Genomic DNA, 25,945 nt, shown 5'->3' with positions numbered 1-25,945 from the left:
GAACCACGGGAGCGCAGGGGGGCGCTTTCCCCCGACATTCTTCTCGGGCGGATCACCCCAGAACTACCGTTTCGGACATGGGACGCGGGGCTGGGGGAGAGGGCGGGGAGACGCTCGTACGGATCTGTGATCTGGCCGGGCGGACCCGGGGGACGGGGTTCGTCGCGGACGACCGGGGGACCGTCGTCACCAGTCACGAAGCCGTCGACGGGCTGACCAGAGTGGTGCTGCACGCACCCGGCGAGCGCACCTGGCTGGCCGAGGCCGACGACCTCACTTTTCTGCCCGAGGCCGACCTCGCCCTGGTGCGCACCGACGGGCTCGGGGTACGCCCGCTGCCCATCTCCGCGCGGGCCGACATCCGTACGGGCACCTATGTGCGGGTCGCCGCCCACGGTTGGCGCGAGGCGCGGGTCCTCGGCACCTCTCCCGTCACGTACACCGCCACCGACCGCTTCCATCTCCTGGGCGGCGTACTGGAGTTGGCGATCGGGACGGCCGGCAGCGAGGCCATGCGGCTCGGCGGTGAGGCCAGCGGCGGACCCGTCGTCGACACCGTGACCGGGGCCGTCCTCGGCGTGGTCGGGACCGCGCTGCACGCCGCCCACCAGGCCTCCGGGTTCGCGGTGCCGCTGCGCGCCGGGCACGGGCCGCTCGCCGAGCTGCTGCGGCGCAACGCCGCCACCGTGCCCGCCTACGGCCGCGACCTGAACCTGGCCGGGGCGCTCCAGCTCACCGCGATCTCCGTCGGCTCCGTCGGCGGGCCCAGCGCCTGGCAGGACCCTGTTGAACGGCCGTGCACCCGCAAGGAGTTCGGGGCCTTCGCCACGGGCGAGGCCCTCGTGCTGGGGCTCGTCGGAGACCCCGGGACCGGGCGCACCACCGAACTCGCCGCGTTCGCCGGCCGCCGGGCGCACGGCGCCGAGCCCGCGCCCACGCTGTGGCTGCGCGGCGCCGACCTGCGGCCCGACGACGCCTCGGTGGCCGACGCGGTCGCCCGCGCGCTGGCCCAGGCGGCCCGGATCGTGGCCGCCTCCCCGCCCGGCTGCCAGGACCCGGCCACCCCCGACCGGGTGGCACGGCTGGCCCGCGAGGCCGGGCGCCCGCTGCTCGTCCTGCTCGACGGGCCGGAGGAGATGCCGCCCGTGCTCGCCCACCGGCTGGCCGAATGGACCGCCGGGACCGTGGACTGGCTCGGGGCGGCCGGGGTGCGCATGGTCGTCGCCTGCCGGCCCGAACACTGGGAGCAGGCCGGGGCGCACTACCCCGACGGCGCCCTCCACCCGGCCCCGCTGCCCCGGCTTCCGGACGCCGTGCGCATCGGCGACCTCGGGCGCGAGGAGGCCGCGCGGGCCCGCGAGCGCTACGGCATCCCCGAGGGTGCGCTCGCCGAGCGCGACGCCCGCCATCCGCTCACGCTGCGGCTGCTCGCCGAGGTGCGGGCGGCCCTGCCCGGCGAGGTCGAGGGAAGGCCGGACCGCGAGGAGGTCTTCTCCGCGCACCTGGACCTGATGTGCCTGCGGATCGCGGTACGCGTCGCCGCCTCGGCCCGCCCGCCGGTGCGCGGCAGCGCGGTGCGCAGACTCGCGGCGCGCGTCGCCGGTCAGGTGCACGAGGCGGCCCGGCGCTGTCTCGGGCCCGGCCAGGGCGAGCTGGACCGGGAGTCGTTCGAGGAGATCTTCCCGTGGCGTACGGGGTCGGCCTCCGCGGTGCTCACCGAGGGGCTGCTCGTGCCGGCCGGGTCCGGCTACCGCTTCGCGCACGAGGAACTCGCCGACTGGGTGCAGGCCGCCCACCTCGACCTGGACGCGGCGCTGTACGCGCTCGTGCACCGCTGGTACGACGAGAGCGACCCGCAGACCGTCGTACGGCTCCCCTCGCGCCCCTCCCTCAGCGTCGTGCCGGGCGGCCACGTACCGCCACCGCCGGGCTCGGGACCCGCCACCGCCGGGCGCTCCCTGCCGGTGCCCCGGCACCGCATCGGGCCCGTCCTGGAGGCCATGCTGCTGCTCGGCAGCCAGCAGGGTTCCACCCAACTCGCCCTGAAACTCAAGGGGTTGGTGGACGCCCTGGACCGCACCCCGGCAGCCGGTGCAGGACACGCCCGGTTCGCGGACGCCCAGTGGTGGGCGGTCCGCCTCCTCACCGAGACGCTGCTGCGCGTTCCGGACGTACGCCCCTACCAAGAAGTACTGCGCCTGCTCGCGGACCGGATCAGCCGCCGGTCCGTCCGGGAAGGGGGACCCGCGAACCTGGGCGCGCTCGGGGAGTTCGGGCCCTGGTTCTGGATGCGGCTGCGGCTCAGCGACGACCGCAGGCTCGAACTGCTGCGCCGTCTGGTGCCCGCCGACGGGGTGCCGGGGGCCTCGCCCGGCTGGGAGCGCTACCTCGACGCGGTCGACGGGCGGCTCGCCGTCGAACCGCGCACCGTGCAGCCGCTGCTCTGCCGCTGGTTCACCGACGAGCGGCCGCTGCCCGTGGCGCCCGGGACCGAGGTGCGGCCCACCGTCGCGCGGGCGGCGCAGGCCCTGCTCTACGCGCGGCGGGCGCTGGCCGTGGACGACCTCACCGAGGCGCTCGTGGCGACCGTCCACGTCCGCGCCGACGAACTCCTCACCCAGCTCGCCGAGGACGAGCCGTCCGCGCTCTGCCGGGCCGTGGACCGCTGGGCCCACGACGACCGGCCGGAGCGGCGCGCCGCGGCCGCCACCTACGGGCCGCGCGTCGCCCTCGGCATCCGTACCGCCGCCGACCGCGAGCTGCTGCGCTACGCGGCCCTCGCCCTGCTCGCGCGCCCGGCGGACACCGCGTTGCACGGCGCCGCCCTCGCCCTCCTGGTCCGCGACCCGCGCACCCGCGGGCGCTACCTCGACGAGGCCCTCGCCGTGTACACCGCCGGGGACGCCAGGTTCCCCGCGTCCGCGCTCGCCGCCGCGCTCACCACCCACCCCGAGCCCGTCCTCGCCGCCTTCCAGGCGCGGCTGCACCGGAGCGGCGCCGGGGCCGCCGACGTCCTCGACGCGCTCGCGGAGATCAATACCCCGGCCCTCGCCCGCCGCGCCGCCGCCCTCGTCCAGGACCACGTCGAGCGCCACCCCGAGGCGGCCGAGCACGCGGCGGACTTCGTGGACCGGCGCCTCGAATACGGCCCCGCCGCCCGCGCGGTGCTCTTCCCCATGGTCACCAGCCTGCTGCGCGGCAGCGACCACCCCGTCCGCCGCGCGCTCGCCCCCGTGCTCGCCGCCCCCGGCACCCGGTCCTCGCGCCCGCTGCGCTCCGAGCTGCTCGACGTGCTCCTCGAATTCGAGCGGTACGAATCCCGTGACCTGGCCGTCGTCGATGCGCTGCTCGGCGCCGCGGCGACCGGTTCGGCCGAGCGGGCCGAGGCGCGCACCCGCGACCTCGTGCACCGCACCGGGCTCCTCTTCGTCCGTACGCCCGAGGGCGCGGCCTGTTTCGACCGGCGGCTCGTCGAGCTGTGCCAGGAGGTCCCCGGCTTCGCCGCGCAGGTCGCCGGATGGCTGGTGCAGGCGCCGCAGGAGTGGGCCGCGCTGGTCGGCCCGAGCGCCCGCCGGGCGGTGGAGACGCTGGGCTCTCCCATGCCGATGCGATCCCGGGCGGCCGGGCATGGCAGTCTTAGACCTGCATAACGCGTAAGGGTCAACGACGTACACGGGTTCGAGGAGCGGTCACAGTGCAGCGCTGGCGTGGCTTGGAGGACATTCCCCAGGACTGGGGACGCGGCGTCGTCACCATCGGCTCCTACGACGGGGTGCACCGCGGACACCAGCTGATCATCGGCCGGGCCGTGGAGCGCGCCCGTGAGCTCGGCGTGCCGTCCGTCGTCGTCACCTTCGACCCGCACCCCAGCGAGGTCGTGCGCCCCGGCAGCCACCCGCCGTTGCTCGCCCCGCACCACCGGCGCGCCGAACTGATGGCGCACCTCGGCGTGGACGCGGTCCTCATCCTCCCCTTCACCAGCGAGTTCTCGAAGCTCTCGGCCGCCGACTTCGTGGTGAAGGTCCTGGTCGACAAGCTGCACGCCAAGCTCGTCGTCGAAGGCCCGAACTTCCGCTTCGGCCACAAGGCCGCGGGCAACGTCGAGGTCCTGGCCGAGCTCGGCCGCACCTACGACTACGAGGTCGAGGTCATCGACCTGCGGGTGCGCGGCGAGGCGGGCGGCGGCGAGCCGTTCTCCTCCACGCTGACCCGCCGCCTGGTCACCGAGGGCGACATCGAGGGCGCCGCCGAGATCCTCGGCCGCCCGCACCGCGTCGAGGGCGTCGTCGTGCGCGGCGCCCAGCGCGGCCGCGAGCTCGGCTACCCGACCGCGAACGTCGAGACGCTGCCGCACACCGCGATCCCCGCCGACGGCGTGTACGCGGGGTGGCTGACGGCCGACGGCGAGCGGATGCCCGCGGCGATCTCGGTCGGCACCAACCCGCAGTTCGACGGTACTGAGCGGACGGTCGAGGCGTACGCCATCGACCGGGTCGGGCTCGACCTGTACGGGCTGCACGTCGCCGTCGACTTCCTCGCCTATGTGCGGGGCATGGCCAAGTTCGACTCCATCGAGGACCTGCTCGAAGCGATCGGCAACGACGTGAAGCGGTCCACCGAGCTGATCGAGGCGTACGAGGCCGGGCGGGACTAACCCCCTTTCGTCCGGCGTCACTTGATCCGGTCAAGTACTGGTCAAGCAGCGGCCTGAAACCGTCCAAGTCCTTGCATCGACTGCGTATCGAGGACGGGTTATGGGCGGTTTTTGGCGTACAGGGGCCACTGCGCTGCGCGTAGGTTGAACCGCGATTCAGCCATATCCCGCAAGGGGGAAACGCGTGGGCGAGCAGCCCGTGTCCCGCCTCCTCGGCCTGGTCGGCGACGTGCCGGCGCAGGGCGCGCAGCAAGGCGTACCGCCGTACCACACCCCGGTGTTCATCCCGGCCCATCCGCGCTATCCCGGCGGCGCGGCCGCGCCGCACGTCGACTACGAACTCTTCAAGGGCCCCTCGGGACCACCCGTCCCGGTCGCCTTCACCAGCCTGCGCGGACTCGTCGAGGCGCTCGGCCCGGCCCAGCCCTGGGTCGCGGTCTCGCTCGGCCCGTTCGCCGAGGCGATGCGGCAGGCCAAGCTGCCCAAGGTGCGGCTCGACCCGGTCGTCGACCCCGGCGGCCGCAGATGGCGGGCCGAGGACCTGGAGCGGGCGTACGGCGGCGAGGAGGGCACTCGATGAGCGTGGACCTGAAGCTGGTCCTGGCGGACCTGAACGCGATGGCGGGCACCTTCCACAAGGAGGCCGACGACTACCGCAAGATGCACCAGAACGTGAAGCCGGCGATCGTCGGCTCCGGGGACGCCGGGTGCGACGCGGCGATCAAGGCGGTGGCCGACCTCATCGCGGGCCTGCACGACAAGCTGTCGGACCGCCTGGACGACCGCAGCGACAAGCTGAAGTACGCGCACGACTCGATGGCACGCCACGACATCGACGTACACGGCCTGTTCGACGACCTGATGAAGGACCGCACATGACGGACAGCTGGGTCGGCGGCGACATCGGCGGCCTTCGCACCATGGGGGAGGCCTACAAGAAGGCCAAGACCGACCTCGAATCCATCGTCAAGCCACTGAGCACCAGCGTCGACGCGCTCGCGAAGGACACCGGCTGGCAGGGCGAGTCGGCGGAGTCGTTCCGGGCGAAGTGGACCGAGGACGCGATGACGGCGGGCGGATTCGCCGAGCTGGTCTTCGCGGCGGGCCAGATCCTCACCGACCTCGCCGACCACCTGGGCAAGGCGGAGGCCGCGCTGCAGAACGCCGAGGACGTCGCCGTGCGGGCCGGGGTGCCGATGAAACCCATGGGCGTACCGGGCGAGTTGATGACCAGCACCGACAACCAGAGCGACGCCGAGAAGAAGGCCCTCAACGCCCTCGGCGACTACTGCACCGTACGCAACGAGATCCTGCACACCGCCCAGCAGGCCCGCCTGGACGCGGCGGAGGCCCTGCAGAAGCTGTACGCGGACGACACCAGCGCGGCGGTCTCGCCCGGTGACAAGATCACCGTGGCGGACTATCTGCGCGGCCTGTACGCCTACGACTCCGAGCGGACCCGGGTCAAGGGGCACGACGCCGCCGACGCGCTCGACGACGCGAAGAAGCAGGCCGACGATGCGAAGAAGGATCTGCGCGCCGAGCGCAAGGCGTGGCAGAGGGATGGCAAGACGCTTCCCAAGGACGCGGAGGCCCGCGTCGCGTACAAGGACGCGCTGAGCAAGCTCGACAGCCTGGAGACGGACATCGCCCGTGGCGAGGCGGGCAGTTCCAAGCTCCCCTATGACCACGTCCTCAACACCAAGATCGCGGACGTGGCGGACACGCTGCGGGTGGGCAAGGGCCTGGAGAGCCTTCCGGAGTTCCTGAAGGAGATCCCTGTAGTGGACGTGGCCGCAGCCAGTGTCTGCGGGCTCCTCGAAGCCAAGGACGACCACGACAAGGGGTGGTCGTGGACGCACTCCGTGGTGGTCGACGGAGGGGCGGCTCTCGGCGGGCTCGCGGCGGGCGCGGGGGCGACGGCGGTCGGCGTCGCGCTCGTCGCGTCCTCGGAGGTCACCGTGCCGGTGGCCGTGGTCGCCGGGGTCGGCGGCTTCGTCGTCATCGGGGCGACCGACCTGCTCGACGAGAGCTTCCACGAGCACTGGAGCGAGGACATCCATGACCATGGGGTGGTCGGCGGGGTCTGGCAGGGCACGAAGAACGTCGGCGTCAACACCTGGGGCGATCTCACGCGACTGGGCGGCGATGTCAGCGACGGAGCAAAGAAAGCGTGGCATGGCTTCACGAGCCTCTTCTGACAGCGCGGGCCCCGCGAAGCTCCCTCTCCTGGGTACCTCCTGGTACCGGCGTGGCGTGGGCTACTGGCTCCGGCGTATCCGGCAAGGAGTGGTCCTGCTGGGCTTCGGCGCCCTGTTCGGGTGGCTCTCGGTGGCGATCTGGCAGGGCATCGAGTCCGGCCTGCCGACCGGCTGGCACCGGGCCGCCGACGTGACCATGGGAGTGCTGAGCCTCGTCGGGTTCGTCCGCGGCTGGATCTGGGGGCGGCGGACCATCCGGGCCAAGCTCGCCGATCCGCCCACGCCCGAGCAGGCCTGGATCCGGCACCGCCAGGCGCGGCGCGGGCGAGGCAGCGCGAACCCGGACTTCGGCAAGCGGGGCGGGGCGCTGCTGTTCTTCGCCCCGTTCTTCCCGCCGTGCGTCGCGTGGTGGATCGGCTCGACCTTCGGAACCCTCCTCGTACGCGAGCTCCCCTCCGAAGCAGGCGCCCGCAAAGCCCTCAACCGGACCTGACCGCCGCGGCCCAGTGGCAGGCCACCTGCGCCGCCGTGCCGCCTGCCAGGACCGGGAGGTCCTCGGTGCGGCAGCGGTCGGCCACGCCCGCCCGGTCCGCCTCGCCGGAGGCGAGCACCTGGCAGCGGGCGTGGAAGCGGCAGCCGGGCGGGATGCGGGACGGGTCCGGGGGCTCGCCCGTGAGGACCACCGGGTCGCCGGGGGACTCCGGAAGGACCGACAACAGGGCCTGGGTGTACGGATGTTGAGGGTTCGTCAGGACGTCCTCGACGGGGCCCGTCTCCACGATGCGGCCCAGGTACATCACCGCCACCCGGTCCGCGATGTTCCAGGCGAGCCCGAGGTCGTGGGTCACGACGAGGGCGGACAGGCCCAGCTCGTCCCGCAGGCGCAGCAGCAGCGCCAGGATCTCGCCGCGCACCGAGGCGTCCAGGGAGGCCACCGGCTCGTCGGCGACGATCAGTTCGGGGTCCAGGACGAGCGCGCCCGCGATCACCACGCGCTGGCGCTGGCCGCCCGACAGCTCGTGCGGGTAGCGCAGGAAGAACCGCTCGGGCGGGCGCAGACCCGCCCGGGACAGCGCCCGGGCCACCAACTCCCGCTCGTCGTCCGGGGATCCGTGGATGCGCAGGCCCTCGGCGACCGCGTCGTACACCGTGTGCCGGGGGTTGAGCGAGCCGCTCGGGTCCTGGAGGACCAGCTGGACGCGCTTGCGGTACGCCTTGAGGGCGCGCGCGTGGTGGTCGAGCGGGCTGCCGTCGAAGGCGACCGTGCCCCCGGTCGGGGCGACCAGGCCGAGCAGGGTGCGGGCGAGTGTCGTCTTGCCGCAGCCCGACTCGCCGACCAGGGCGACGATCTCGCCCGCGCCGACGGTGAGTTCGACGCCGTCGACCGCGTGGGCGGGCGGGGCGCCGCGCCGCCCGGGAAAGGTGACGCGCAGGCCGGTGGCGCTGAGGAGGGGGGCCGTGGTGGTGGTCATGCGGTGCTCCTCGACAGGGTCCCGGCGTGCACACAGGCAGCCCGGTGGTCCGGGCCCGCGTCGCGCAGCGGCTGGTCGTCCGACGCGCAGACGCCGATCGCGACCGGGCAGCGCGGATGGAAGGTGCAGCCCGCCGGCAGCGCGGACGGGTCGGGCGGATCGCCCGGCAGGCCCCGGGGCGCCCGGCGCGAGGAGGGGTCGCCGATGCGGGGGAAGGCGGCGGACAGCGCCTGGCCGTACGGGTGCCGGGCCGCCGCGTAGACCTCGCGGGCCGGACCCTCCTCGACGATGCGGCCCGCGTACATCACCGCGAGCCGGTCGCAGGTGTCGGCGAGGACCGCCAGATCGTGGCTGATCATCAGCAGGCTGATGCCCTGGTCGGCGACGAGCCGCTCGATCAGGCGCAGGATCTGGGCCTGGATCATCACGTCGAGGGCGGTCGTCGGCTCGTCCGCGACGATCAGGTCGGGGGCGCAGGCCAGGGCCATCGCGATCATGACGCGCTGGCGCTGGCCGCCGGACAGTTCGTGCGGGTGGTCGTCCGCGCGGGAGGCGGGCAGGCCGACCTGTTCGAGGAGTTCGCCGACGCGGGTGCGGGCCCCGGCCGGGGTGGCGAGGCCGTGCAGCAGGATCGGCTCGGCGATCTGGTCGCCGATGCGGTGCACGGCGTTCAGCGAGTGCATCGCGCCCTGGAACACGATGGACGCGCCCGCCCAGCGCACCGCCCGCAGCCGCCCCCACTTCATGGTGAGGACGTCCTCGCCGTCGAGCAGCACCGATCCCGTCAGCTCGGCCGAGGCGGGCAGCAGCCTCAGCAGGGCCATGGCCAGGGTCGACTTCCCGCAGCCCGACTCGCCCGCGATGCCGAGCTTCTGGCCGGGTGCGACGGTCAGGTCGACCCCGCGCACGGCCGCCGCCCCGGTCCCGTACGTGACGTACAGGTCCCTGATCTCCAGCAGGCTCATCGGGCCCCCAGCTTCGGGTTCAGTACCGCCTCGACGGCGCGGCCGCAGAGCGTGAAGGAGAGCGCGACGAGGGCGATCGCGACGCCGGGCGGGGCCAGGTACCACCAGTGCCCGGAGGAGACCGCGCCCGCCTCGCGGGCGTCCTGCAGCATGCCTCCCCAGGACACCACCGTCGGATCGCCGAGGCCCAGGAACGCGAGCGTGGCCTCGGTCAGGATGGCGTTGGAGATGCCCAGGGTGGTCTGCGCGAGGACCAGCGGCATCACGTTCGGCAGCACGTGCCGGGACATGATGTGGCCGTGGCCGCCGCCGAGCGCGCGGGCCCGCTCGATGTACGGGCGCGACTCGACCGCGATGGTCTGCGCCCGCACAAGCCGCGCCGTCGTCGGCCAGGACGTTACGCCGATCGCCAGGATCACCGTCCAGAGGCTGTGCGACATGACGGTGGCGAGGACGATCGCGAGCACCAGCGTCGGCATCACCAGGAACCAGTCGGTGATCCGCATCAGGACGGTCGAAAGCCAGCCGCCGTAGTGCCCGGCCAGGATCCCGACCAGGGTGCCGATCGCCACGCTCAGCGCGGCCGCGAGCAGCCCGACGGCGAGCGAGATCCGGGCGCCCCAGATCAGCAGGCCGAGCAGCGAGCGCCCGAACTGGTCGGTGCCGAGCGGGAATTGGCCGCTCGGCGACTCCAGGGCCGTGCCCGGCGCGCTGGTCACGCTCTGGACGTCCTCGCCGACGGTGAGCGGCGCGGTGAGCGCGATCAGCGCGATGACGGCCAGGCCCGCGAGCCCGTACAGGCCGGCCCGGTGCGTGCGGTAGGAGCGCCAGAAGCGGGCAAGGGAGTCGCGCCGGCGGGCCCAGGCGAGCGAGCCCGCCTTGTCGGGGGCGGTGGTCGTGGTCATCGGGCCGCCCCGTTCTCGTACGCGGTCGTCGTCATCGGCCCACCCTGGGATCGAGCAGCGGATAGAGCAGGTCGGCAAGCAGGTTCATCAGGATCATCGCGCCGGCGAAGACCACGAACAGGCCCTGCACCAGCGGGAGGTCGGGCACGCTCAGCGCCTGGTAGAAGAGTCCGCCCAGGCCCGGCCACGAGAACACCGTCTCGACCAGGATCGAACCGGCGGCCACATGGCCCAGGTTGATGAACAGCATCGTGACCGTGGGCAGCAGCGCGTTAGGCACCGCGTGGTGGCGGCGCACCGCGTCGTCGCGCAGGCCCTTCGCGCGGGCCGTCGTCAGATAGTCGCCGCCCATCTCGTCGATCAGCGAGGACCGCATGACGAGCAGGGTCTGCGCGTACTGCACCGCGACGAGGGTGAGCACCGGCAGCACCATGTGGTGCGCCACGTCCAGGACGTACCCGAGGCCCGTCGTGTCGCCCGACTCCATGCCGCCGGTCGGGAACAGGCCCGGGATCGGGCCCGCGCCCACCGAGAACGTGATGATGAGCAGCAGCCCCAGCCAGAACGAGGGCACCGACCACAGGGTGAGGGCGAGACCCGTGTTGAACCGGTCGCCGAGCCCGCCGCGGCGCCAGGCCGAGCGGGTGCCGAGCCAGATGCCGAGCGCCGAGTAGATGACGACGGCCGTCCCGGTCAGGAGCAGCGTCGCCGGGAGCTTCTCGGCGATGAGCGAGCCGACCGGCGCGTGGAACTGGTACGAGGTGCCCAGGTCCCCGGTCAGCGCCTTGCCGCAGTAGTCCGTGAACTGCTGCCACATCGGCAGGTCGAGCCCGAACTGGCTGCGCAGCGCGGCGAGTTGATCGGCGGAGACCTGGCGGCCGTGGGTCATGGTGCGGACCGGGTCGCCGGGGATGATCCGGAACAGGAAGAAGCTGGTGACGAGGACGGCGAACAGGGAGACCACCGCCCCCGCCAGCTTGCCGCCCACGTAGCGCAGATAGGTGAGCACCGGGCCCGCGGCCGCGAAACGGCGGCCGCGGGGTTCGGCGCGCGCCTCGGCGACCACCGCGGGGGTGTCGGCCGGACTCGCTGTCGTCACGGCCTACTCGCGGTCGTCGGCGCCGGCGCGGCGGCGCAGCACGAGGAAGGCACCGATCCCGGCGAGCACGATCACGCCCGCGACGATGCCGAGGACGACGACCGCCGAGGAGCCGCCGTCCGACTTGGCGGCCGACCCGGCCGCGGGGACGGCCGACCACCAGCTCCAGTAGCCGTCCTGGCCGTAGATGTTGCCCGCGGCCTCGGGCATCGTCATGATCGACTCGATCTGGTCGGTGCGGTACGCCTCGACCGCGTTGGGGTACGCCATGACGTTGATGTACCCGGTGTCGTACAGCCGCGACTCCATCTGCTTGACCAGGTCCGCCCGCTTGGCGGTGTCGTACTCGGCCAACTGCTTCGCGTACAGCTCGTCGAACTGCTTGTCGCAGACGAAGTTGTCCGTCGGTCCGGTCGCCTTGGGGGTCGCGGGCAGTGCGGCGCAGGTGTGGATGGACAGGACGTAGTTCGGGTCGGGGCTGACCGAGTAGCCGTCCAGGGCCAGGTCGTACTCGCCGGCCGTCCACGGGTCGGTGACGTTGTCGACGCAGTCCACCTTCAGGCCGATGCCGAGCTTGCCCCACCACTCCTGGAGGTACTTGCTGACCGCCTTGTCGTTGGGGTCGATGGCGTGGCACAGCAGCCGCAGGTCGAGCGGCTTGCCGTCCTTGCCGAGCCGTTTCCCGTCGGCCCCCGTCCGGTAGCCCGCCTCGTCGAGCAGCGAGGCCGCCTTCGCCGGGTCGTACGCGACCTTCTGGTCCGGGGCCGGCTTCCAGAAGTAGTCGGCGAACCGGGGCGGGATGTAGCCCTCGCCCTCGACGGCGTGGCCCTGGAAGACCTTGTCGACGAGCGTCTTGCGGTCGACGGCCGCGAACAGCGCCCGGCGCACCTTCGGGTCGAGCACCGCCGGATTGCCGTCGCCGAACTTCTGGCCGTCCTTGGACTGCGCGCCGGGGTTGGTGGCGAGCGCGAAGAAGCGCCGCCCGGGGGCGTCGTTGACCTTGATGCCGGGCGCGGAATTCAGTGAACTTGCTTGCGCGGGCGTCAAGTTGGAGACGAAGGACACCTCGCCCTTGCGTAGCGCCGCGACCGCCGCGTCATTGTCCTTGTAGTACTTGAAGACCAGCTCGTCGAACTTGGGCGCACCCCGCCAGAAGCTCTTGTTCGGCTTCAGCTTGATGTACTGGTCGACCTTGTAGTCGGTCAGGACGAACGGCCCGTCGCCGACGACGGGGAACTGCTGATCGTTGTTGAACTTGGTGAAGTCGCCGACCTTCGCCCACACGTGCTGGGGCACGATCGGGACGTCCAGAGCCGTCATCGTCGCCTGGGGCTGCTTGAGTTCGACGACGAGCGTCGCCGGGTCGGGGGCGGTGACCTTCTTGAAGTTCGAGACGAAGCTGCCGTTGGCGGTCGCCGCGCCCTTGTCGGTCATCATCTTGTTGAACGTCCAGGCCGCGTCGGCCGCGGTGACCTGCTGTCCGTCCGACCACTTCGAATCCTTGCGGATCGTGTACGTCCACGTCAGCTTGTCCGGCGAGGTCTTCCAGGCGGTCGCCAGGCCCGCGATCGCGTGGCCGTCCTTGGCGTCGTAGTCCGTCAGGTACTCGTACATCAGGCGGTGCACGCTGGTGCTGATCAGCCGCTGGGCGAGGAAGGGGCTCAGCGAGTCGACGCTCTGGGAGACGGCGACGGTGAGGACCTTCTCGCCGCCCTTGGCGTCGTCGGCCGCCGCGCCCTGGGCGGGGAGTACGGCCGAGACCGTCAGCGCCAGGGCGGCGGCCCCTATGGCCGGCGGGCGGCCGGGCCGCCACGGTCGCAGGGTCTTGCGCGATGGAACTGTTCTTGCCATGGGACGGTGACCTCGCGTCATCACTCGCACGGAAAAGCAGGGTTGATCGCAGGTTGGGCGTCGTTCGAACAGGAGGTGGCGGCCGGTGTGGGCGCAGGTTTACCAGCGGTGGTCTAGACGTGTCAACGGCGCATCGCAGGCCATTTGGTCTGCGAAAACGCCAGAGGGCCCGCACCGTTCGAACGGTGCGGGCCCTCATTGGTCCAGTCCTCTGACGCCTTACTGCTGAGGGGCTGACGGCGGCTGCGGAGCGTGTCCGCCACCGTCCTGCCCGGGCCATCCGGCCGGGGGCACGGGCCCCTGCGACTCCGGCTGCCCCGGGGCGCCCTCACCTGCCGGGGGCAACGGCTGCGGCGGCTGGAGCTGCCACGAGGTGGACGGCTGCGGGGCACCGCCGGGGTACGGCTGACCGGGCTGGGCCGGAGGGAGCTGGCCCGGCTGGGCTCCGTACGGCTGACCCGGATAGGGCTGACCGGGTTGCGGCTGACCGGGGTTGGGCTGCGCCTGGTTCGGGAACGGCTGGCCGGGTTGCGGCTGCGCCTGGTTCGGGAAGGGCTGCCCCGGGGCGGGCTGGCCCTGGGCCGGGTAGGGCTGGCCCGGGTACGGCTGCGCTCCCGGTTGCGGCTGGCCGGGGTAGGGCTGACCGGGCTGGGCCTGGCCGGGGAACGGCTGGCCGGGGGCGCCCTGCTGACCCGGCATCGGCGGGGCCTGGACGGGCGGCGGGTTGAGACCGTCCCCCGTCCACAGCCCTTGCTGCTGCTGGGCGCGTACGAAGTCCTCGGCCACCATCGCCGAGAGGTTGAAGTACGCCTCCCGGGTCTTGGGCCGCATCATGTCGAGGTCCACCTCGGCACCCGCCGCCAGGTGCTCGTCGAACGGCACCACGACCACCCCGCGGCAGCGGGTCTGGAAGTGCTGCACGATGTCGTCCACCTTGATCATCTTGCCGGTCTCGCGAACACCGGAGATGACGGTGATGGAGCGCTGCACCAGGTCGGCGTAGCCGTGCGCCGAGAGCCAGTCGAGCGTGGTCGAGGCGCTGGACGCACCGTCCACGGACGGCGTCGAGATGATGATCAACTGGTCGGCGAGGTCGAGCACGCCGCGCATCGCGGAGTACAGCAGACCCGTACCCGAGTCGGTGAGGATGATCGGGTACTGCTTGCCCAGGACGTCGATCGCGCGCCGGTAGTCCTCGTCGTTGAACGCCGTGGACACGGCCGGGTCGACGTCGTTCGCGATGATTTCGAGACCGGACGGCGCCTGCGAGGTGAAGCGGCGGATGTCCATGTACGAGTTGAGGTACGGGATCGCCTGGACCAGGTCGCGGATGGTGGCCCCGGTCTCGCGGCGCACCCGGCGGCCGAGCGTGCCGGCGTCCGGGTTGGCGTCGATCGCCAGGATCTTGTCCTGCCGCTCGGTGGCCAGGGTCGCGCCGAGCGCGGTCGTCGTGGTCGTCTTGCCGACGCCGCCCTTGAGGGAGATGACCGCGATCCGGTAGCAGGACAGGACCGGGGTGCGGATGAGGTTGAGCTTGTGCTGCCGCGCGGCCTCTTCCTTCTTGGCCCCGGGCTTGAAGCGCGAGGCCCCGACGGCCGGGCCCCGGCTGCTCTTCGCCTTCGGCTTGTTGTTGCGAAGGAGCCGGTCGGAGGAGAGCTCGACGGCGGCCGTGTACCCGAGCGGAGCGCCCGGGTTCGACCGCTCCCGCTGGTCGTGCGTCACGGGCGAGGGCCAGGCGGCGCCGGCCCGGGGGTCGGCGGGGGGTACGGGCTGGCCCTGCGGGCCGGGCTGACCCTGCTGCACCTGCTGGGGGAAGCCGCCTTGGGCAGCGTTCGGCAGGGGCTGCGGCTGGGCCTGCGGCGCGGCCGGGGGGTTGGCGGCGGGGTGCGGGAAGCCGTAACTGCCTTGCCGTGCAGGGGAGTTGGGGGTGCCGAAGGGTGCGGGCTGAGCCTGCGGGGCGGGCGGGTTCGGCGCGGCCGGGGCGTTGGCTGCCGGGTGGGGGAAGCCGTAACCGCCCTGTTGGGCGGGGGCGCTCGGGGCGGCTCCCTGCTGCGGGAAGCCGTAACTGCCTTGCGGCGCGGAGGAGTTGGGGACCTGCGGGGGCTGCTGACCCTGCTGGGGGAAGCCGTAGCCGTTCTGCGGCTGGGGCGGCTGTGGCTGCTGAGGCCACGCGGGTGCCGGGCCGGCCTGGGCGGCCGGATCCGGGAACGGGCCCGGCATCGGCTGCGCTTGAACCGGCCACTGGGGTGCGGCAGTGGGCGCGGCGGGCTGGAACGCGGGCGGCAGCGGAGGCAACCCGGGCTGCGCACCGGCGGACGCGGCCCAGGGCTGGTCGGCGGGGGGTGCGTCCTGGGGCTCGGGCGTGAAGGCGTCCGACGGTACGGCGTCGGCGACGGGTACGGCGTCCGCCATCGGCGCGGCGTCCGCGACGGGCGCGGGGTTCGCGACCGGTGCGGGTCCGGGCTGGGCGGGCTCGGGGGTCGCGCTGCCGGAAGCCGAGTCCGTGACGGGGGCGGCGTCGGAAGGGGTGGTGTCCGCAGGGACGGCGTCGGTGGGCGCGGCATCGAACGGCGCGGGTGCGCCGGTCGAGGCGTCATCCTCGGACGGGGAGCTGTCCGCCTCGCCGGAGGAGGCCTCGGGAGCCCCGGGCGCTTCTTCCGTGCCGGCCGACGCCATGGACGTATCGCCGAAGGGCTTGCTGGAGGCGTCGGCGGAGTCGTCAACGGATTCGCCGGGCTCGCCGGAGTCGGTCGAGGCCGCCCAGTCCCCGGAGTCGGAGGCCTCCGAGTTGTCAGGGGCATCGGGGGCCTCAGGGGCTTCCGCGTCGGCGCGCGGACCGGCCGCGGCGTCGGCCGCCTCGGCCCCGGAGCCCTCGGCGGAGGAGGACGTGGCCGAGGGCGACGTGATGGTGCCGCTGTCCGGGAGTGAGGCTGACTGTTCGTCAGAAGCCGTATCCGGCACGGAAGTCGGCTCCGCGTCCGGCACCGAAGCCGTCGGCGCCGCCGCGGGTTCGCCGCGCGTGGCGGCCGCCGCCGCTTCGAGCTGCTCGAACTCCCGCTTCAGCGCGGAGGGAGAGAAGCGCATCGTCGCGCCGCTCTCGATGTCACCGCCTCCGAAGGCCTGGCCCTCGTCGATGGGGCGATGGGCCTCGGGCGCGGGCGTCGGGGGTGCGGGCGCCGGGAAGGCGGGCGGGGGAGTGGGTGACGCGCTGGGTGCCGGCGTCGGGGCCGGGCCCGGGGGCGGCGGCGTGGGGCTCCAGTTCGGCTGGAACCCCCCGGCTTGCGGCAGCCCGGGCACGTTGAGGGGCTGGCTGTGCGGCGGCGGGGGCGGCGGCAGCGGAACCCCCGTGCCGCCGCTCTGCTCAGGGGCCGGAGCCGGGGGCGAGGTCGGAGCGGGGGCGGCCGGGGTGTCCTGCGCGCCCTGGGTGTACCAGGCGGGCGGGGTGTAGTCGATGGTGAACTCACCCGTGGTCTCGGGATCGGCGTCGGACCGATTCTCGTCGCGCGCGTTCCCGCCGGTGCGGAACTGGTCCTGGTCGCTGTTCACCGGTTTCCTTTCGTTCGCCTGTGACCGGGTGTAGGCCGTGGGGTTCATTGGCATGTACGGGCCGGGGTGGGGCGGCCCCTGTGCGGTGGGCGCGCAGTCGTGCGCGGTCGCCCGCCCCTGTCCGCCGCGAGCGCCGCGGCATCCGCAACGTACGGACGACGCAACCTCGCCGTGGAGTCCCTGCCCCCGGTCCGTCCCACCCTAATCGTCGTCAATACCGCCGGGGCAGGCCCGGTCGCCCCGATCGCCTGTCCCTTTCGTCACCCTCGCCTCGCGAGTGACGTCGAAGTGACCGGCCGGGGGCGGAGTGTGCGGGGCGAAACGGTCAGATCAGGTCAACTTTCGCCGCTGCCCCGTTGTTCAGTCGACGCGTCGGGCGTTCCCCAACAATCCGGTCTCGGTGTCGGTCGCCTGAGTCATGGCGAAGGAGCGGTCGCGCTCGTTGCACCAGAGCGTGACTCCGTCGGCGAGCGTCGAGAGCCCGTCCTGTTCCGTCCGCGGCAGGCTCATGATGCGGCCTATCTGCGCGGCCTCGTCCGGCGAGACCCGCTGCACGCCCACCAGCCGCGCCTGCCGGATCAGCCGCGGTGCGACCGGGCTGACATAGGGGAGCAGGGTGAGCACCGCCTGCCAGGGCGCCGACACCACCCGGCCGCGTGGCGGACGCATCCCGCAGTCCCGCACCACGAGCACCGGTTCACCGGCCGAGGCGCCGAGCGGCGGCACCCGGCCCACGTCGTGCACGGTCATGCCGCTCTGGCTGGCGATCGCGTGCACCAGCTGCGCCCAGGCCTGCGGCCGCCCGGTCTCCACCGCGACCCGTATGCCCGTCGCGGCCGCCCGCAGCGCGAGCACCTGCGCCGTCCACAGCCCGCCGATGAGCACGATGTCGTACGCGGTCGGCCTGCTCACTCCGAGCACCGCGGGCCCGCCCCCGGCGTCCACCCCGACGACCACCCCGTCGTCCCCGATGGGCAGTGCCAGCGTGTCCAACTGCTCGGCGGGCAGCGTGTGACGGCGGTGGCGGGGGCCGACGAGGCCGAAGCCGGTGCGCGGCTCGCGGCGCGGTCCCGAAGTCGTCGTGGCCATCAGCGGGCGCCTCCGAACGGCAGAGTGGCGAGCATGCCGGGCAGCTGCTCGTGGTCCAGCGGCACGATCTGGGCCTTCGCCTCGCGCGCGGAGCGCTCCAACGCCTGGCGGGACGTGGCCAGTTCGGCCTCACTGCGGCCCGTCACCCGGAGGTGGCCGCTGATGCTGCTCTCCTGGGCGCCGGCCCGGGCGATGGTGAGGCTGAAGGTCGTCGCGAGCGCCGGAATCGCCGTGAGGAGCGCCACGAGCTGCGGCAGCCCGCCGGTCCCGGAACCCGCGTCGATCCTCGGCCAGCGCCGCACCCAGTACGTGGTGTGGCGGCGGTTGTCGCAGCGCCAGGAGCGGCTCGACTCCTCGGTGCGCCGCTGCGGCGTCTCCGTGCGGCCGGCCTGAGCCGTCACCAGCGGGTTGGCGCAGGCCGAGGTGGCCACGGCGTCCGCGAGCTCCTCCTCGGTCAGGACCGTGGTGTTCAGGCCCGCCCCGGTCAGCCGGCTCGCCAGGTGCAGCGCGGTGCGCGCCGCGCACTTCCGGGCGCCCTCCATGCCGCCGCCGCGCGCGGCCACCGCCTCCGGGCACAGCTCCGGGTTCAGCTTCAGCGCGATCCAGGTGATGCGGACCGCGGGCGAGGAGGTCCGGGCGTGCAGCGGCGCGTAGTTGGCGACGGCCACCGACTGCTGGGGCAGCCGCAGCGCGGGCGCGGGCTGGGTGTGCAGCAGGATCTGCGCGGATTCGAGACGGATGTCGTCGACCTCAAGGGCGTCCCGCACCAGCCCTATGGGGAGCGGGCGTTGGCCCCGCTCGGCCCGCAGCGCCGTCGCGTCCGACTCCACCTGGAGGACGACGGTGAGGAAGCCGCCGTCGCCGATCATCCCGATCGGCCGCTGGTCCCGGTCGCCGTGGCTGTACGTGCGCAGCGTGGGATCGCACTCCACGGCCGGGGCCAGGCCCGGCAGTGTGCCCGGCGGCACAACGGCGTCGCTCGCACGCTTCAGCCGCGCCCGCAGCGCCCAGGCGGTGCCCAGCCATTCGGGCAGCGAGCGCCCCCGGCGGCGTACCACCGCGAGCAGCACGAGGGCCACCGCGACGACGCCCGCCGGCACCAGCGCCATCGTGTCGACGACCCACGCGGCGAGCAGCAGCGCGGCGGCCGACTCGATCAGGATTAGCTGTTGCAGACGAAACGAACCAAAGCGTCCAGAACGGGACTTGAGGTGGGGCGTCACCGGCCCGACGGCCACGGGTGCCGCCGCCCGGCGGACCGGAGTGGGCGGCTCCGCACGCACTCCGGGACGGGAGCCCGCGCCGCTCGGCGCGCCGGACCGGTCACGGGAGCGCGACCGCGTCCCAGTCGACGAAACCATCCCCGAACCCCCCGAACTCCTCGAAAACCCCTGGCCAGTAGGGCCCTTGAGGACCCGTCCACCCTACCCGGCCCGGGCGTACGATCACGTAACAGGCATAGTAGGGGGCCGGTCTGACAACGACGGGCGGGGGACGGGCTCCCTGGGGCTCCGCACGGGGACAACGGAGAAACACGGACACTCATGGCATCACGGCGGGACGAGCTCAACGCGTACACCTTCGCGAAGCGTCGCACGCTCGCGTCGTTCATCCAGCCCTCGCCGACGGGCTCGGAAGAGGGGGCGCCCAGGCCGCTGCGCGCCGTGCTTCCGGGCGGCATCGTGGCGGTGGTGCTGCTCGCCGCGTTCGGGGCGTGGGGGATGTTCAAACCCACCGCGCCGCCCGGCTGGGACACCCCGGGCGAGAAGGTGATCATCGCCAGCAAGTCCACGACCCGCTACGTCGTGCTGACGACCGACGGCAAGAAGGAGCTGCACCCGGTCCTCAACATGGCGTCCGCGAAGCTCCTGCTCGACCCGGACAAGGGCCAGGTCGTCAACGTGGACGAGTCCGTCCTGGACAAGGGCTCGCTGCCGCACGGCGCGACCCTCGGCATCCCGTACGCGCCCGACCGGCTGCCCTCCCCCGAGGAGGCCGGGTCCGCCAAGCGCTGGGCGGTGTGCGAGCGTCCGGGCGACGGCGGCCGCGCCATCCAGAAGGCCGCGTTCGTCTTCGCCGACCGCGACAAGAGCCGCACGGACGGCTCCGCGCGGCTGACCGGCGGCGAGCTGATGTACGTCGTGGGGCCCGACAACAAGACCCGTTACGTCGTGGACGCGCAGGGCACCAAGTACCAGGTCGGCACCGACGAACTGCTGCTGCGTGCCCTGGTCGGCGCCGGCCGTGAGCCCGAGCGGGTGTCCAAGGAGTGGCTGGAGACCCTTCGTTCGGGTGATCCGGTCGCGTTCCCCAAGATCGAAGGGAAGATCGGCAACGCGGCGGGGGTGGCCGGCGGCCTGGCTCCCGAGGCGAACCGGATCGGCATGGTCCTCAAGGCACCCAACGGCGCGGGCACCCAGTACTACCTGGTCCAGCAGGGCAAGGTCTCGCCGGTCTCCGACTTCACCGCGAAGCTACTCCTCAACAGCCGCGATCTGCGGGGGCTCATGAAGACCGGTCAGGCGACGGAGACCAACGCGGCCGCGTTCACGCCCGAGGCCACCGAGTTCGAGGCCAAGAAGAACTGGCCGCGTCAGATGCCGGTGGCCGTCAACGACGCGGGCACCAGCAGCGGCAGCCGCAACACCGTGTGCAATGTGCTGCGCGACGTCAACAAGGACAACGGCGAGACCACCATGAGCACGTGGGCCGGCACCGACTTCCCGGCGCCGCTGCCCACCGGTTCGAGCAGCGCGTACGTGACGCCCGGCTCGGGCCAGCTCTTCCGCCAGATCCAGGGCTCCGAAACCAAGGCGGGCGGCGTCTTCCTGGTCACCGACACGGGGCTGCGCTACGCCATGCAGTCCAACAGCGACAGTGCCGACGGGGATTCGGCCACGGGCCTGACCGCCGATCAGCGCAAGCAGGCGGACCAGGAGGCCCAGCAGGCCCAGACCCGGCTCGGCTACGCCAAGTCCGAGCCCGCCCCGATCCCGATCAGCTGGTCCTCGTTCCTGCCGACCGGACCCCGCCTGTCCACGGGGGCGGCCCGCCAGCCCCAGGGCTCCTGAGAGGCGGCACCACCATGGCGTACGCACTCAAGGCGCTGGCCCTGTCGGCCGCGGCGACCCTCACGGTGCTCGCGACTCCGGCGGCCGCGGTCCCGGCCGACGACGGGGGCAGCGACCAGTGCACCTTCCCGTCCAAGCCGTACGCGGGCCGCCCCTGGGCGCTCCAGCGCGTGCTCCTGGACGAGCTGTGGCGCCAGTCGACCGGCAGGGGCGTGAAGGTCGCCGTGATCGACACGGGCGTCGACATCAAGAACGCCCAGCTCAAGGGTGCGGTGGACGCGTCCAAGGGCAAGAACCTGCTCCAGAAGGATCTCAAGGACCCCAACGGCCAGCCGCTGCCGCGCGGCGCGGAGAACGGCACGACGGACACCGTCGGCCACGGCACGAAGGTCGCCGGGATCATCGCGGCCCGCCCCGCCAAGGGAACGGGCTTCGTGGGCCTCGCCCCCGACGCCACGATCATTCCCATCGAGCAGAACGACGCGGACGGGCACGGCACCGCGCAGACCCTGGCGGACGCCATCCGCTATGCGATCAGCGCGGGCGCCGATGTCATCAACATCTCCCAGGACACGGCGAACGCGGTCGAACCGGCGCCCACCCTGAAGCAGGCGGTGGACACGGCCCTCGACCACGGGATCGTGGTGGTCGCCTCGGCCGGCAACGACGGCCTGGGCGGCAACGTCAAACAGACGTACCCGGCTTCGTACCCCGGCGTCCTCGCGGTCGCGGCCTCGGACCGCAACAACGAGCGCGCGGCGTTCTCGCAGTCCGGCGAGTTCGTGGGCGTGGCCGCGCCCGGCGTCGACATGGTCTCCACGGTGCCCGGCGGCGGCCACTGTGCCGACAACGGCACGAGCTTCTCGGCCCCGTACGTCGCGGGCGTGGCCGCCCTCATCAAGGCCAAGCACCCCAAGTGGACCCAGCGCGAGGTCGTCGCCCAGATCGAACAGACCGCGGAACGCTCGGTGTCCGGCCATGACCGCCTGGTCGGCTGGGGCGTGATCGACCCGGTCCGCGCCCTCACGGAGGACGACCACCCGATCGAGACCCCGGTGGCCCACGAGGGCGTCACCCCGGCCAAGGCTCCTACCCCCGCGGCCCTCCACCTCGGCGAAACGGACGAACAGCGCACACAACGCCTGGCCACCTACGTGGCGGTGGGGGTGGCGGTTGTGGCGGCGGTCCTGAGCGGGACGGCGGTGGCGATCCGGGACGCACGGCGGCGACGCCGGCGGGTGTCCGGAGCGGAATGAATGCGAGGGCTTCGTGCAGAACGCGTCAAGAGCGTTCTAGATCTGTTCTCTCTGTGCCAGAAGGTGACAGATGCTGATGAGGGTTGAGCAGAACTGAGTAGACGTACTCATGTGGCCTGAGGTGAGCCCTCGTAGTGTCGAGGTGGCCGGGACAACTCGGCCCCGCCGATAGTCCGTTGGGCAGGCGACTGGTGTTGGCTAGAGTGACTGCGGTGCGATAAGCGGTGTCAAGAGGGCGGCAAGCGAACAATTCGGCACGCCGGATCGCAACGCGGGTGAACGGCAATTGGTTTACGGGGAGGGGCGTCATGGGGCGTCCTGCCTGCATGGGTAAAGGCGGCGGCGATGAGCGGTGACCTCGAGAAGGGCCTGGAGGCGCTGACGACCTTCAAGAAGAAGGTGGACGCGGTGCTCACCCAGTTCGAGGGCTCGCACGGCAGCCCCACGAAGATCGGTGACCAGCAGATCGCCCGCGCGTCCTTCAGCGCCGGAACCGCCGCGTTCCCCGAGGCGGACGGCCTCTTCACCCAGTACCACCGCGTACACGAACGCCTGACGTCGCTGTCGAAGTCGCTCGCCCACCAGATCGAGGCGATGGGGATCGCCGCGCACGGGGCGGATGTCGGGTTCGACAACCTCGATGAGGAGATGCGGCAGCGGTTCTGGGCGATCCAGTCCGCCACCGACTACGACGCCGAGCAGGCGCAGCGCGAGAAGGACGGCAAGCCGAAGCCGCAGCGCACCGACGACAAGTCCTCCGGGACGGGGTGGTAGCGATGACCGACAAGAAGCCTCAGCCGTCCCCGCCTCCCGCGCCGCTGACGGACACGCAGCGGGTGGGCCAGCAGGTGGGCTTCACCGACATGACCACCACCGCGGGGGAAGTGCTGTCGGGCATGTTCCCCTTCGGGGGGCCGGTCCGCCTCTTCGGGAAGACCGATTTCGAGGGCCACCAGCTCAACGACATGATCGACCTGGTCGAGAACGCGAACCCGGAGCACCTCACCACTTCCGGACATGCTCTTTTCAACGCCCGGGACGCGATCAGAGATGCGGCGACGGAGCTGAAGGCAAACATCCACGTGGTCCACTGGGAGGGCGAGTCGGGTGACGCCTTCCGGACGTGGGGCGACAAACTTGTGGGCAACACACACAAGTTGGCGGACTTTGCCGACGTAGCGGCCGTCCAGATCAGCGCGGCCGGTTCGGGCCTGGCCTCGGTGAGCAAGGCCATGCCCAAGCGTGACCACCGCGCCGAGCCGGTGAAGGTCGCCGACATTCCGCCGACGAAGAGGATCGCGGGGAACGCGGAGTACGAAGCTGCGGTGGCGGTGGAGAAGGACCGCCAAGAGGCGATCAACCAGATGAACCGCCTGTCGTCCTTCTACTCGGTCTCGGAACAAACCCTGGCCGCACAGCAGCCGCCTGTATTTGAGGCCATGCCTAAGGTGGGGGTGCCTCAGCCGCTGCCTGGCTACGGGATCGAGCCGCGGGAACCGATCCAGACGGGTACGAACGCCCGCCGTTCGGTAAATGCACCGGTAACAGTCCGTCACTCGGACGAGAGCACTACGGTGCAGGCCCGTTCCGACATCACTGGTCAGTCGGCGCATTCGGCAGACGCGACAGTTCCCTCGGCAAATCTTCCGACCGAGCAGCCCGTGGGCACTGAACTCAGCAGTGTCATCACGCCGCCCCCGCCGACGACAAGCCCAGTGGTGGCGACCCAGACGACGCCTGTCAGCCCAACTCCCGCTGGTGGTAACGGTTTCCTGCCGCCCATCGGACAGTTTGCGCCCCGAATCGCTGGTGGTTCGATGAGGGCTGCTGAGCCGATGAGTGGTGGTTTCCGGTCGCCCGCGCAATCCGGCAGTGGCCCGGCTGGCACCACAGCACGAGAAGTATCGGGACCGATGGGCCGTACTGGGGCCGCAGAGCAGGGGGTCGCCAGGGGCGGTGCTTCCTCGACGGGCCAGGTGCCGATGGGACGTGGAATTTCAGGTGGAAGCCCTCGGATCGGTGGTGCGGGTTCTCCACGCGTCGGATCGGCTGGCCCCATGGCAGCGGGACGCGGCGGCGGCATCGTTGGGGGACGCCCCAATGCATCACCTTCGGCTGCCCCCACTTCGCGAGTCGCGAAGGGAACTGTCGTCGGGGGCGAAGGAACGCAGGGTTCCTCCAAGCCTGCCGGGCGTTCGTCTCAGCGTGGCGTTGTGGGGGCTGCCAGCCCACCCTCTGCAAACGGGGCATGTTCTCTGAGTAATGCCGATGGCGTGACCGGTAAGCCACAAGGGAAAACGGCAGGTGCCCGCGCGAGCCGTAATGGGTTCAGCCGTGGTGGCACTGGACTTGTGAGGGGATCAGGAAACGGCGGGAGTCAGCCACCCGGTCAAGAGGAGTCTGATCAGCCCCAAGGTTGTCTGACCGAGGACGAAGAGCCTTCTTTGTCGACCAGGCAAGGGCCATGTACCACCGGTGATCAACTAGGCGCAGGCGAGGACGTACGAAGGTATGAAGGCAGGAATGAGCCGAGGCGAGCCCAGCCCGATGACCGGGATGCGTAGCCGGAGACGAGCGGTGTCTCTCTTCGCAGCGCTTGGCGTTTGGGTCATTGCGTCCGGAGAGCTGGCCTCCCAAGCCTTTGCTGACGACGCCGCTCCTCAAGAGTGGTACCTGGACTCCATGCATGCGTCGGAAATGTGGAAGACCAGTACCGGCAAAGGCATCAAGGTTGCTGTTGTGGACACCGGCGTCAACCCTGACACGCCTTCCCTGCGGGGGCAGGTGCTCAGCCAGGAGGTTCCGCAGGCGGCTGCCTATGGTGCCACGAAGGACTATCTGGGCCACGGGACGACGATGGCCGAGCTGATCGCCGGTACGGGAAATGGAGGGGGGATCAAGGGGCTGGCCCCGGACGCCAAGATCATCCCTTTCCGAGTTGCGATGAAAACGATGAAGGATTCAGCTGAGCGCAAGCTGACGCCCTTGGCGGCAGTCGGAATCCGAGCTGCGGCTGATTCGGATGCCAAGATCATTAACCTGTCCTTCGGCGGAGCCACCCAGGAACCGGGTGAAGGCGAAGCGATTAAGTACGCCTTGTCCAAGGGGAAGTTGGTGTTCGCGGCAACCGGAAACGATGAGGAGGCGGGTGGGGGGCTTCTTGAGTTTCCCGCTGCTTTCCCTGGAGTTGTCGGGGTCAGTGCAGCTGACGCCAGCGGTACCGTCGGGAAGTTCTCGCAATCGGGCAACTATGTCGATCTGGCATCTCCCGGCCTCAACACCCCGGCATGGTGTGACACGACCTTCCAGAAGTACTGCAACGCATCGGGCACCAGCGCCGCCTCCGCAATCGCCTCCGCCTCGGCCGCCCTGATCTGGTCCGCCCACCCCGCCTGGACCGCCGACCAGGTGCTGCGCACGATGATCGACACCGCTGGGCGGTCCTGGGACAAGAACACGCCCAGCAAATACCTCGGCTACGGCCTCATCCGGCCCCGGCTCGTCCTGGAGCAGGGCAACATCAACCCGGGCCCGGCCAACGTCGACCCCCTTGCGCAGGAAAACGGGGGGAGCAGCGCGCCGCCGGCCACCCCGGCCCCGCCCAGTTCCTCGCCGGCCCCGAAGGGCGAGGCCGTCGCCAAGGGCGAGGATGAGGGCAACGGCAACGGCAACGGCGGGAATACCCAGTTGTGGGCCGTCGGCGGAGTCGTCGCCGGGCTCGTCGTGATCGGAGGCGGCGTGTTCGCCTTGATCAGAACGCGGCGCCGCGCGACCTAGCCCGGCCCGCATCCAGCCACAACCATCCGCACCACCACCATCACCACCACGAAGGGAAG

General features: G+C 71.9%; 19 protein-coding genes. 11 read left to right on the top strand and 8 right to left on the bottom strand.

Annotation, left to right across the window (positions count from 1 at the left end; genetic code table 11):
- Positions 1-77 precede the first annotated feature (77 nt).
- The 6 genes from OHA17_RS11200 to OHA17_RS11175 all read left to right on the top strand — a co-directional run bounded on the left by OHA17_RS11200 (position 78) and on the right by OHA17_RS11175 (position 7,348).
- Complete coding sequence (locus tag OHA17_RS11200) at positions 78-3,650, top strand: trypsin-like peptidase domain-containing protein (protein ID WP_406506288.1); 3,573 nt, start codon at positions 78-80, stop codon at positions 3,648-3,650.
- Positions 3,651-3,694: 44 nt separating this feature from the next.
- Positions 3,695-4,654, top strand: coding sequence for a bifunctional riboflavin kinase/FAD synthetase (locus tag OHA17_RS11195; protein WP_406506286.1), 960 nt, complete (start codon positions 3,695-3,697; stop codon positions 4,652-4,654).
- Between the two features lie 184 nt (positions 4,655-4,838).
- A complete protein-coding gene (locus tag OHA17_RS11190) occupies positions 4,839-5,234 on the top strand; it encodes an SAV_915 family protein (protein ID WP_398878199.1) in 396 nt (131 codons plus the stop codon).
- A complete protein-coding gene (locus OHA17_RS11185; RefSeq protein ID WP_386159670.1) occupies positions 5,231-5,533 on the top strand; it encodes a DUF6317 family protein in 303 nt (100 codons plus the stop codon). Before OHA17_RS11190 ends, OHA17_RS11185 begins: the two co-directional genes overlap by 4 nt.
- On the top strand, positions 5,530-6,855 hold the full coding sequence (locus OHA17_RS11180) for a WXG100 family type VII secretion target (protein WP_406506284.1): 1,326 nt from the start codon (positions 5,530-5,532) through the stop codon (positions 6,853-6,855). Before OHA17_RS11185 ends, OHA17_RS11180 begins: the two co-directional genes overlap by 4 nt.
- A 55-nt stretch (positions 6,856-6,910) precedes the next feature.
- Complete coding sequence (locus tag OHA17_RS11175) at positions 6,911-7,348, top strand: hypothetical protein (protein ID WP_406506282.1); 438 nt, start codon at positions 6,911-6,913, stop codon at positions 7,346-7,348.
- Here OHA17_RS11175 and OHA17_RS11170 read toward each other — a convergent pair.
- The 8 genes from OHA17_RS11170 to eccE all read right to left on the bottom strand — a co-directional run bounded on the left by OHA17_RS11170 (position 7,335) and on the right by eccE (position 19,143).
- Complete coding sequence (locus tag OHA17_RS11170) at positions 7,335-8,327, bottom strand: oligopeptide/dipeptide ABC transporter ATP-binding protein (protein WP_406506279.1); 993 nt, start codon at positions 8,325-8,327, stop codon at positions 7,335-7,337. The genes OHA17_RS11175 and OHA17_RS11170 overlap by 14 nt on opposite strands.
- On the bottom strand, positions 8,324-9,292 hold the full coding sequence (locus OHA17_RS11165) for an ABC transporter ATP-binding protein (protein WP_406506277.1): 969 nt from the start codon (positions 9,290-9,292) through the stop codon (positions 8,324-8,326). Before OHA17_RS11165 ends, OHA17_RS11170 begins: the two co-directional genes overlap by 4 nt.
- Positions 9,289-10,197: an ABC transporter permease gene (locus tag OHA17_RS11160; protein WP_053728958.1), complete on the bottom strand. Its 909-nt coding sequence runs from the start codon at positions 10,195-10,197 to the stop codon at positions 9,289-9,291. Before OHA17_RS11160 ends, OHA17_RS11165 begins: the two co-directional genes overlap by 4 nt.
- 31 nt (positions 10,198-10,228) lie before the next feature.
- Positions 10,229-11,296, bottom strand: coding sequence for an ABC transporter permease (locus OHA17_RS11155; RefSeq protein ID WP_406506275.1), 1,068 nt, complete (start codon positions 11,294-11,296; stop codon positions 10,229-10,231).
- A 3-nt stretch (positions 11,297-11,299) separates the two neighbouring features.
- The gene (locus OHA17_RS11150; RefSeq protein WP_406506273.1) at positions 11,300-13,147 is read right to left on the bottom strand and encodes an ABC transporter substrate-binding protein; all 1,848 of its coding nucleotides are present in this window, start codon (positions 13,145-13,147) and stop codon (positions 11,300-11,302) included.
- 219 nt (positions 13,148-13,366) lie between these two features.
- Positions 13,367-16,693, bottom strand: coding sequence for an SCO5717 family growth-regulating ATPase (locus tag OHA17_RS11145; protein ID WP_406506271.1), 3,327 nt, complete (start codon positions 16,691-16,693; stop codon positions 13,367-13,369).
- A gap of 360 nt (positions 16,694-17,053) precedes the next feature.
- Complete coding sequence (locus OHA17_RS11140) at positions 17,054-17,782, bottom strand: hypothetical protein (RefSeq protein ID WP_406506269.1); 729 nt, start codon at positions 17,780-17,782, stop codon at positions 17,054-17,056.
- Positions 17,782-19,143 carry a type VII secretion protein EccE gene (gene eccE, locus OHA17_RS11135; RefSeq protein ID WP_406506268.1) on the bottom strand — a complete coding sequence of 454 codons (1,362 nt, stop codon included), beginning with the start codon at positions 19,141-19,143 and terminating at the stop codon, positions 17,782-17,784. Before eccE ends, OHA17_RS11140 begins: the two co-directional genes overlap by 1 nt.
- 183 nt (positions 19,144-19,326) lie before the next feature.
- Between eccE and eccB the strand changes: the two genes are divergently transcribed.
- The 5 genes from eccB (at position 19,327) to OHA17_RS11110 (ending at position 25,886) form a co-directional block, all read left to right on the top strand.
- Positions 19,327-20,853 (top strand): type VII secretion protein EccB, encoded by a 1,527-nt coding sequence (gene eccB / locus OHA17_RS11130; RefSeq protein ID WP_406506266.1) that lies wholly within the window; start codon positions 19,327-19,329, stop codon positions 20,851-20,853.
- Positions 20,854-20,867: 14 nt separating this feature from the next.
- Positions 20,868-22,109 (top strand): type VII secretion-associated serine protease mycosin, encoded by a 1,242-nt coding sequence (gene mycP, locus OHA17_RS11125; RefSeq protein WP_406506264.1) that lies wholly within the window; start codon positions 20,868-20,870, stop codon positions 22,107-22,109.
- 345 nt (positions 22,110-22,454) lie between these two features.
- On the top strand, positions 22,455-22,883 hold the full coding sequence (locus OHA17_RS11120) for a hypothetical protein (RefSeq protein WP_406506262.1): 429 nt from the start codon (positions 22,455-22,457) through the stop codon (positions 22,881-22,883).
- Positions 22,884-22,885: 2 nt separating this feature from the next.
- Positions 22,886-24,673 carry a hypothetical protein gene (locus OHA17_RS11115; protein WP_406506260.1) on the top strand — a complete coding sequence of 596 codons (1,788 nt, stop codon included), beginning with the start codon at positions 22,886-22,888 and terminating at the stop codon, positions 24,671-24,673.
- Positions 24,674-24,686: 13 nt separating this feature from the next.
- Entirely contained in the window at positions 24,687-25,886 is a 1,200-nt protein-coding gene (locus OHA17_RS11110) for a S8 family serine peptidase (RefSeq protein ID WP_406506258.1), read from the top strand.
- Positions 25,887-25,945 lie beyond the last annotated feature (59 nt).

Source organism: Streptomyces sp. NBC_00212 (assembly GCF_045206365.1).
Classification (GTDB): domain Bacteria; phylum Actinomycetota; class Actinomycetes; order Streptomycetales; family Streptomycetaceae; genus Streptomyces.
Note: the sequence above shows the minus strand (reverse complement) of the source record. Positions and strands in the feature narration are given on the sequence as shown.

Coding starts and splice junctions, on each gene's coding strand:
- OHA17_RS11200 (WP_406506288.1), top strand. CDS start 78: ATGGGACGCGGGGCTGGGGGAGAGGGCGGGGAGACGCTCGTACGGATC.
- OHA17_RS11185 (WP_386159670.1), top strand. CDS start 5,231: ATGAGCGTGGACCTGAAGCTGGTCCTGGCGGACCTGAACGCGATGGCG.
- OHA17_RS11180 (WP_406506284.1), top strand. CDS start 5,530: ATGACGGACAGCTGGGTCGGCGGCGACATCGGCGGCCTTCGCACCATG.
- OHA17_RS11170 (WP_406506279.1), bottom strand. CDS start 8,327: ATGACCACCACCACGGCCCCCCTCCTCAGCGCCACCGGCCTGCGCGTC.
- OHA17_RS11165 (WP_406506277.1), bottom strand. CDS start 9,292: ATGAGCCTGCTGGAGATCAGGGACCTGTACGTCACGTACGGGACCGGG.
- OHA17_RS11160 (WP_053728958.1), bottom strand. CDS start 10,197: ATGACCACGACCACCGCCCCCGACAAGGCGGGCTCGCTCGCCTGGGCC.
- OHA17_RS11150 (WP_406506273.1), bottom strand. CDS start 13,147: ATGGCAAGAACAGTTCCATCGCGCAAGACCCTGCGACCGTGGCGGCCC.
- OHA17_RS11140 (WP_406506269.1), bottom strand. CDS start 17,782: ATGGCCACGACGACTTCGGGACCGCGCCGCGAGCCGCGCACCGGCTTC.
- eccE (WP_406506268.1), bottom strand. CDS start 19,143: ATGGTTTCGTCGACTGGGACGCGGTCGCGCTCCCGTGACCGGTCCGGC.
- eccB (WP_406506266.1), top strand. CDS start 19,327: ATGGCATCACGGCGGGACGAGCTCAACGCGTACACCTTCGCGAAGCGT.
- mycP (WP_406506264.1), top strand. CDS start 20,868: ATGGCGTACGCACTCAAGGCGCTGGCCCTGTCGGCCGCGGCGACCCTC.
- OHA17_RS11120 (WP_406506262.1), top strand. CDS start 22,455: ATGAGCGGTGACCTCGAGAAGGGCCTGGAGGCGCTGACGACCTTCAAG.
- OHA17_RS11115 (WP_406506260.1), top strand. CDS start 22,886: ATGACCGACAAGAAGCCTCAGCCGTCCCCGCCTCCCGCGCCGCTGACG.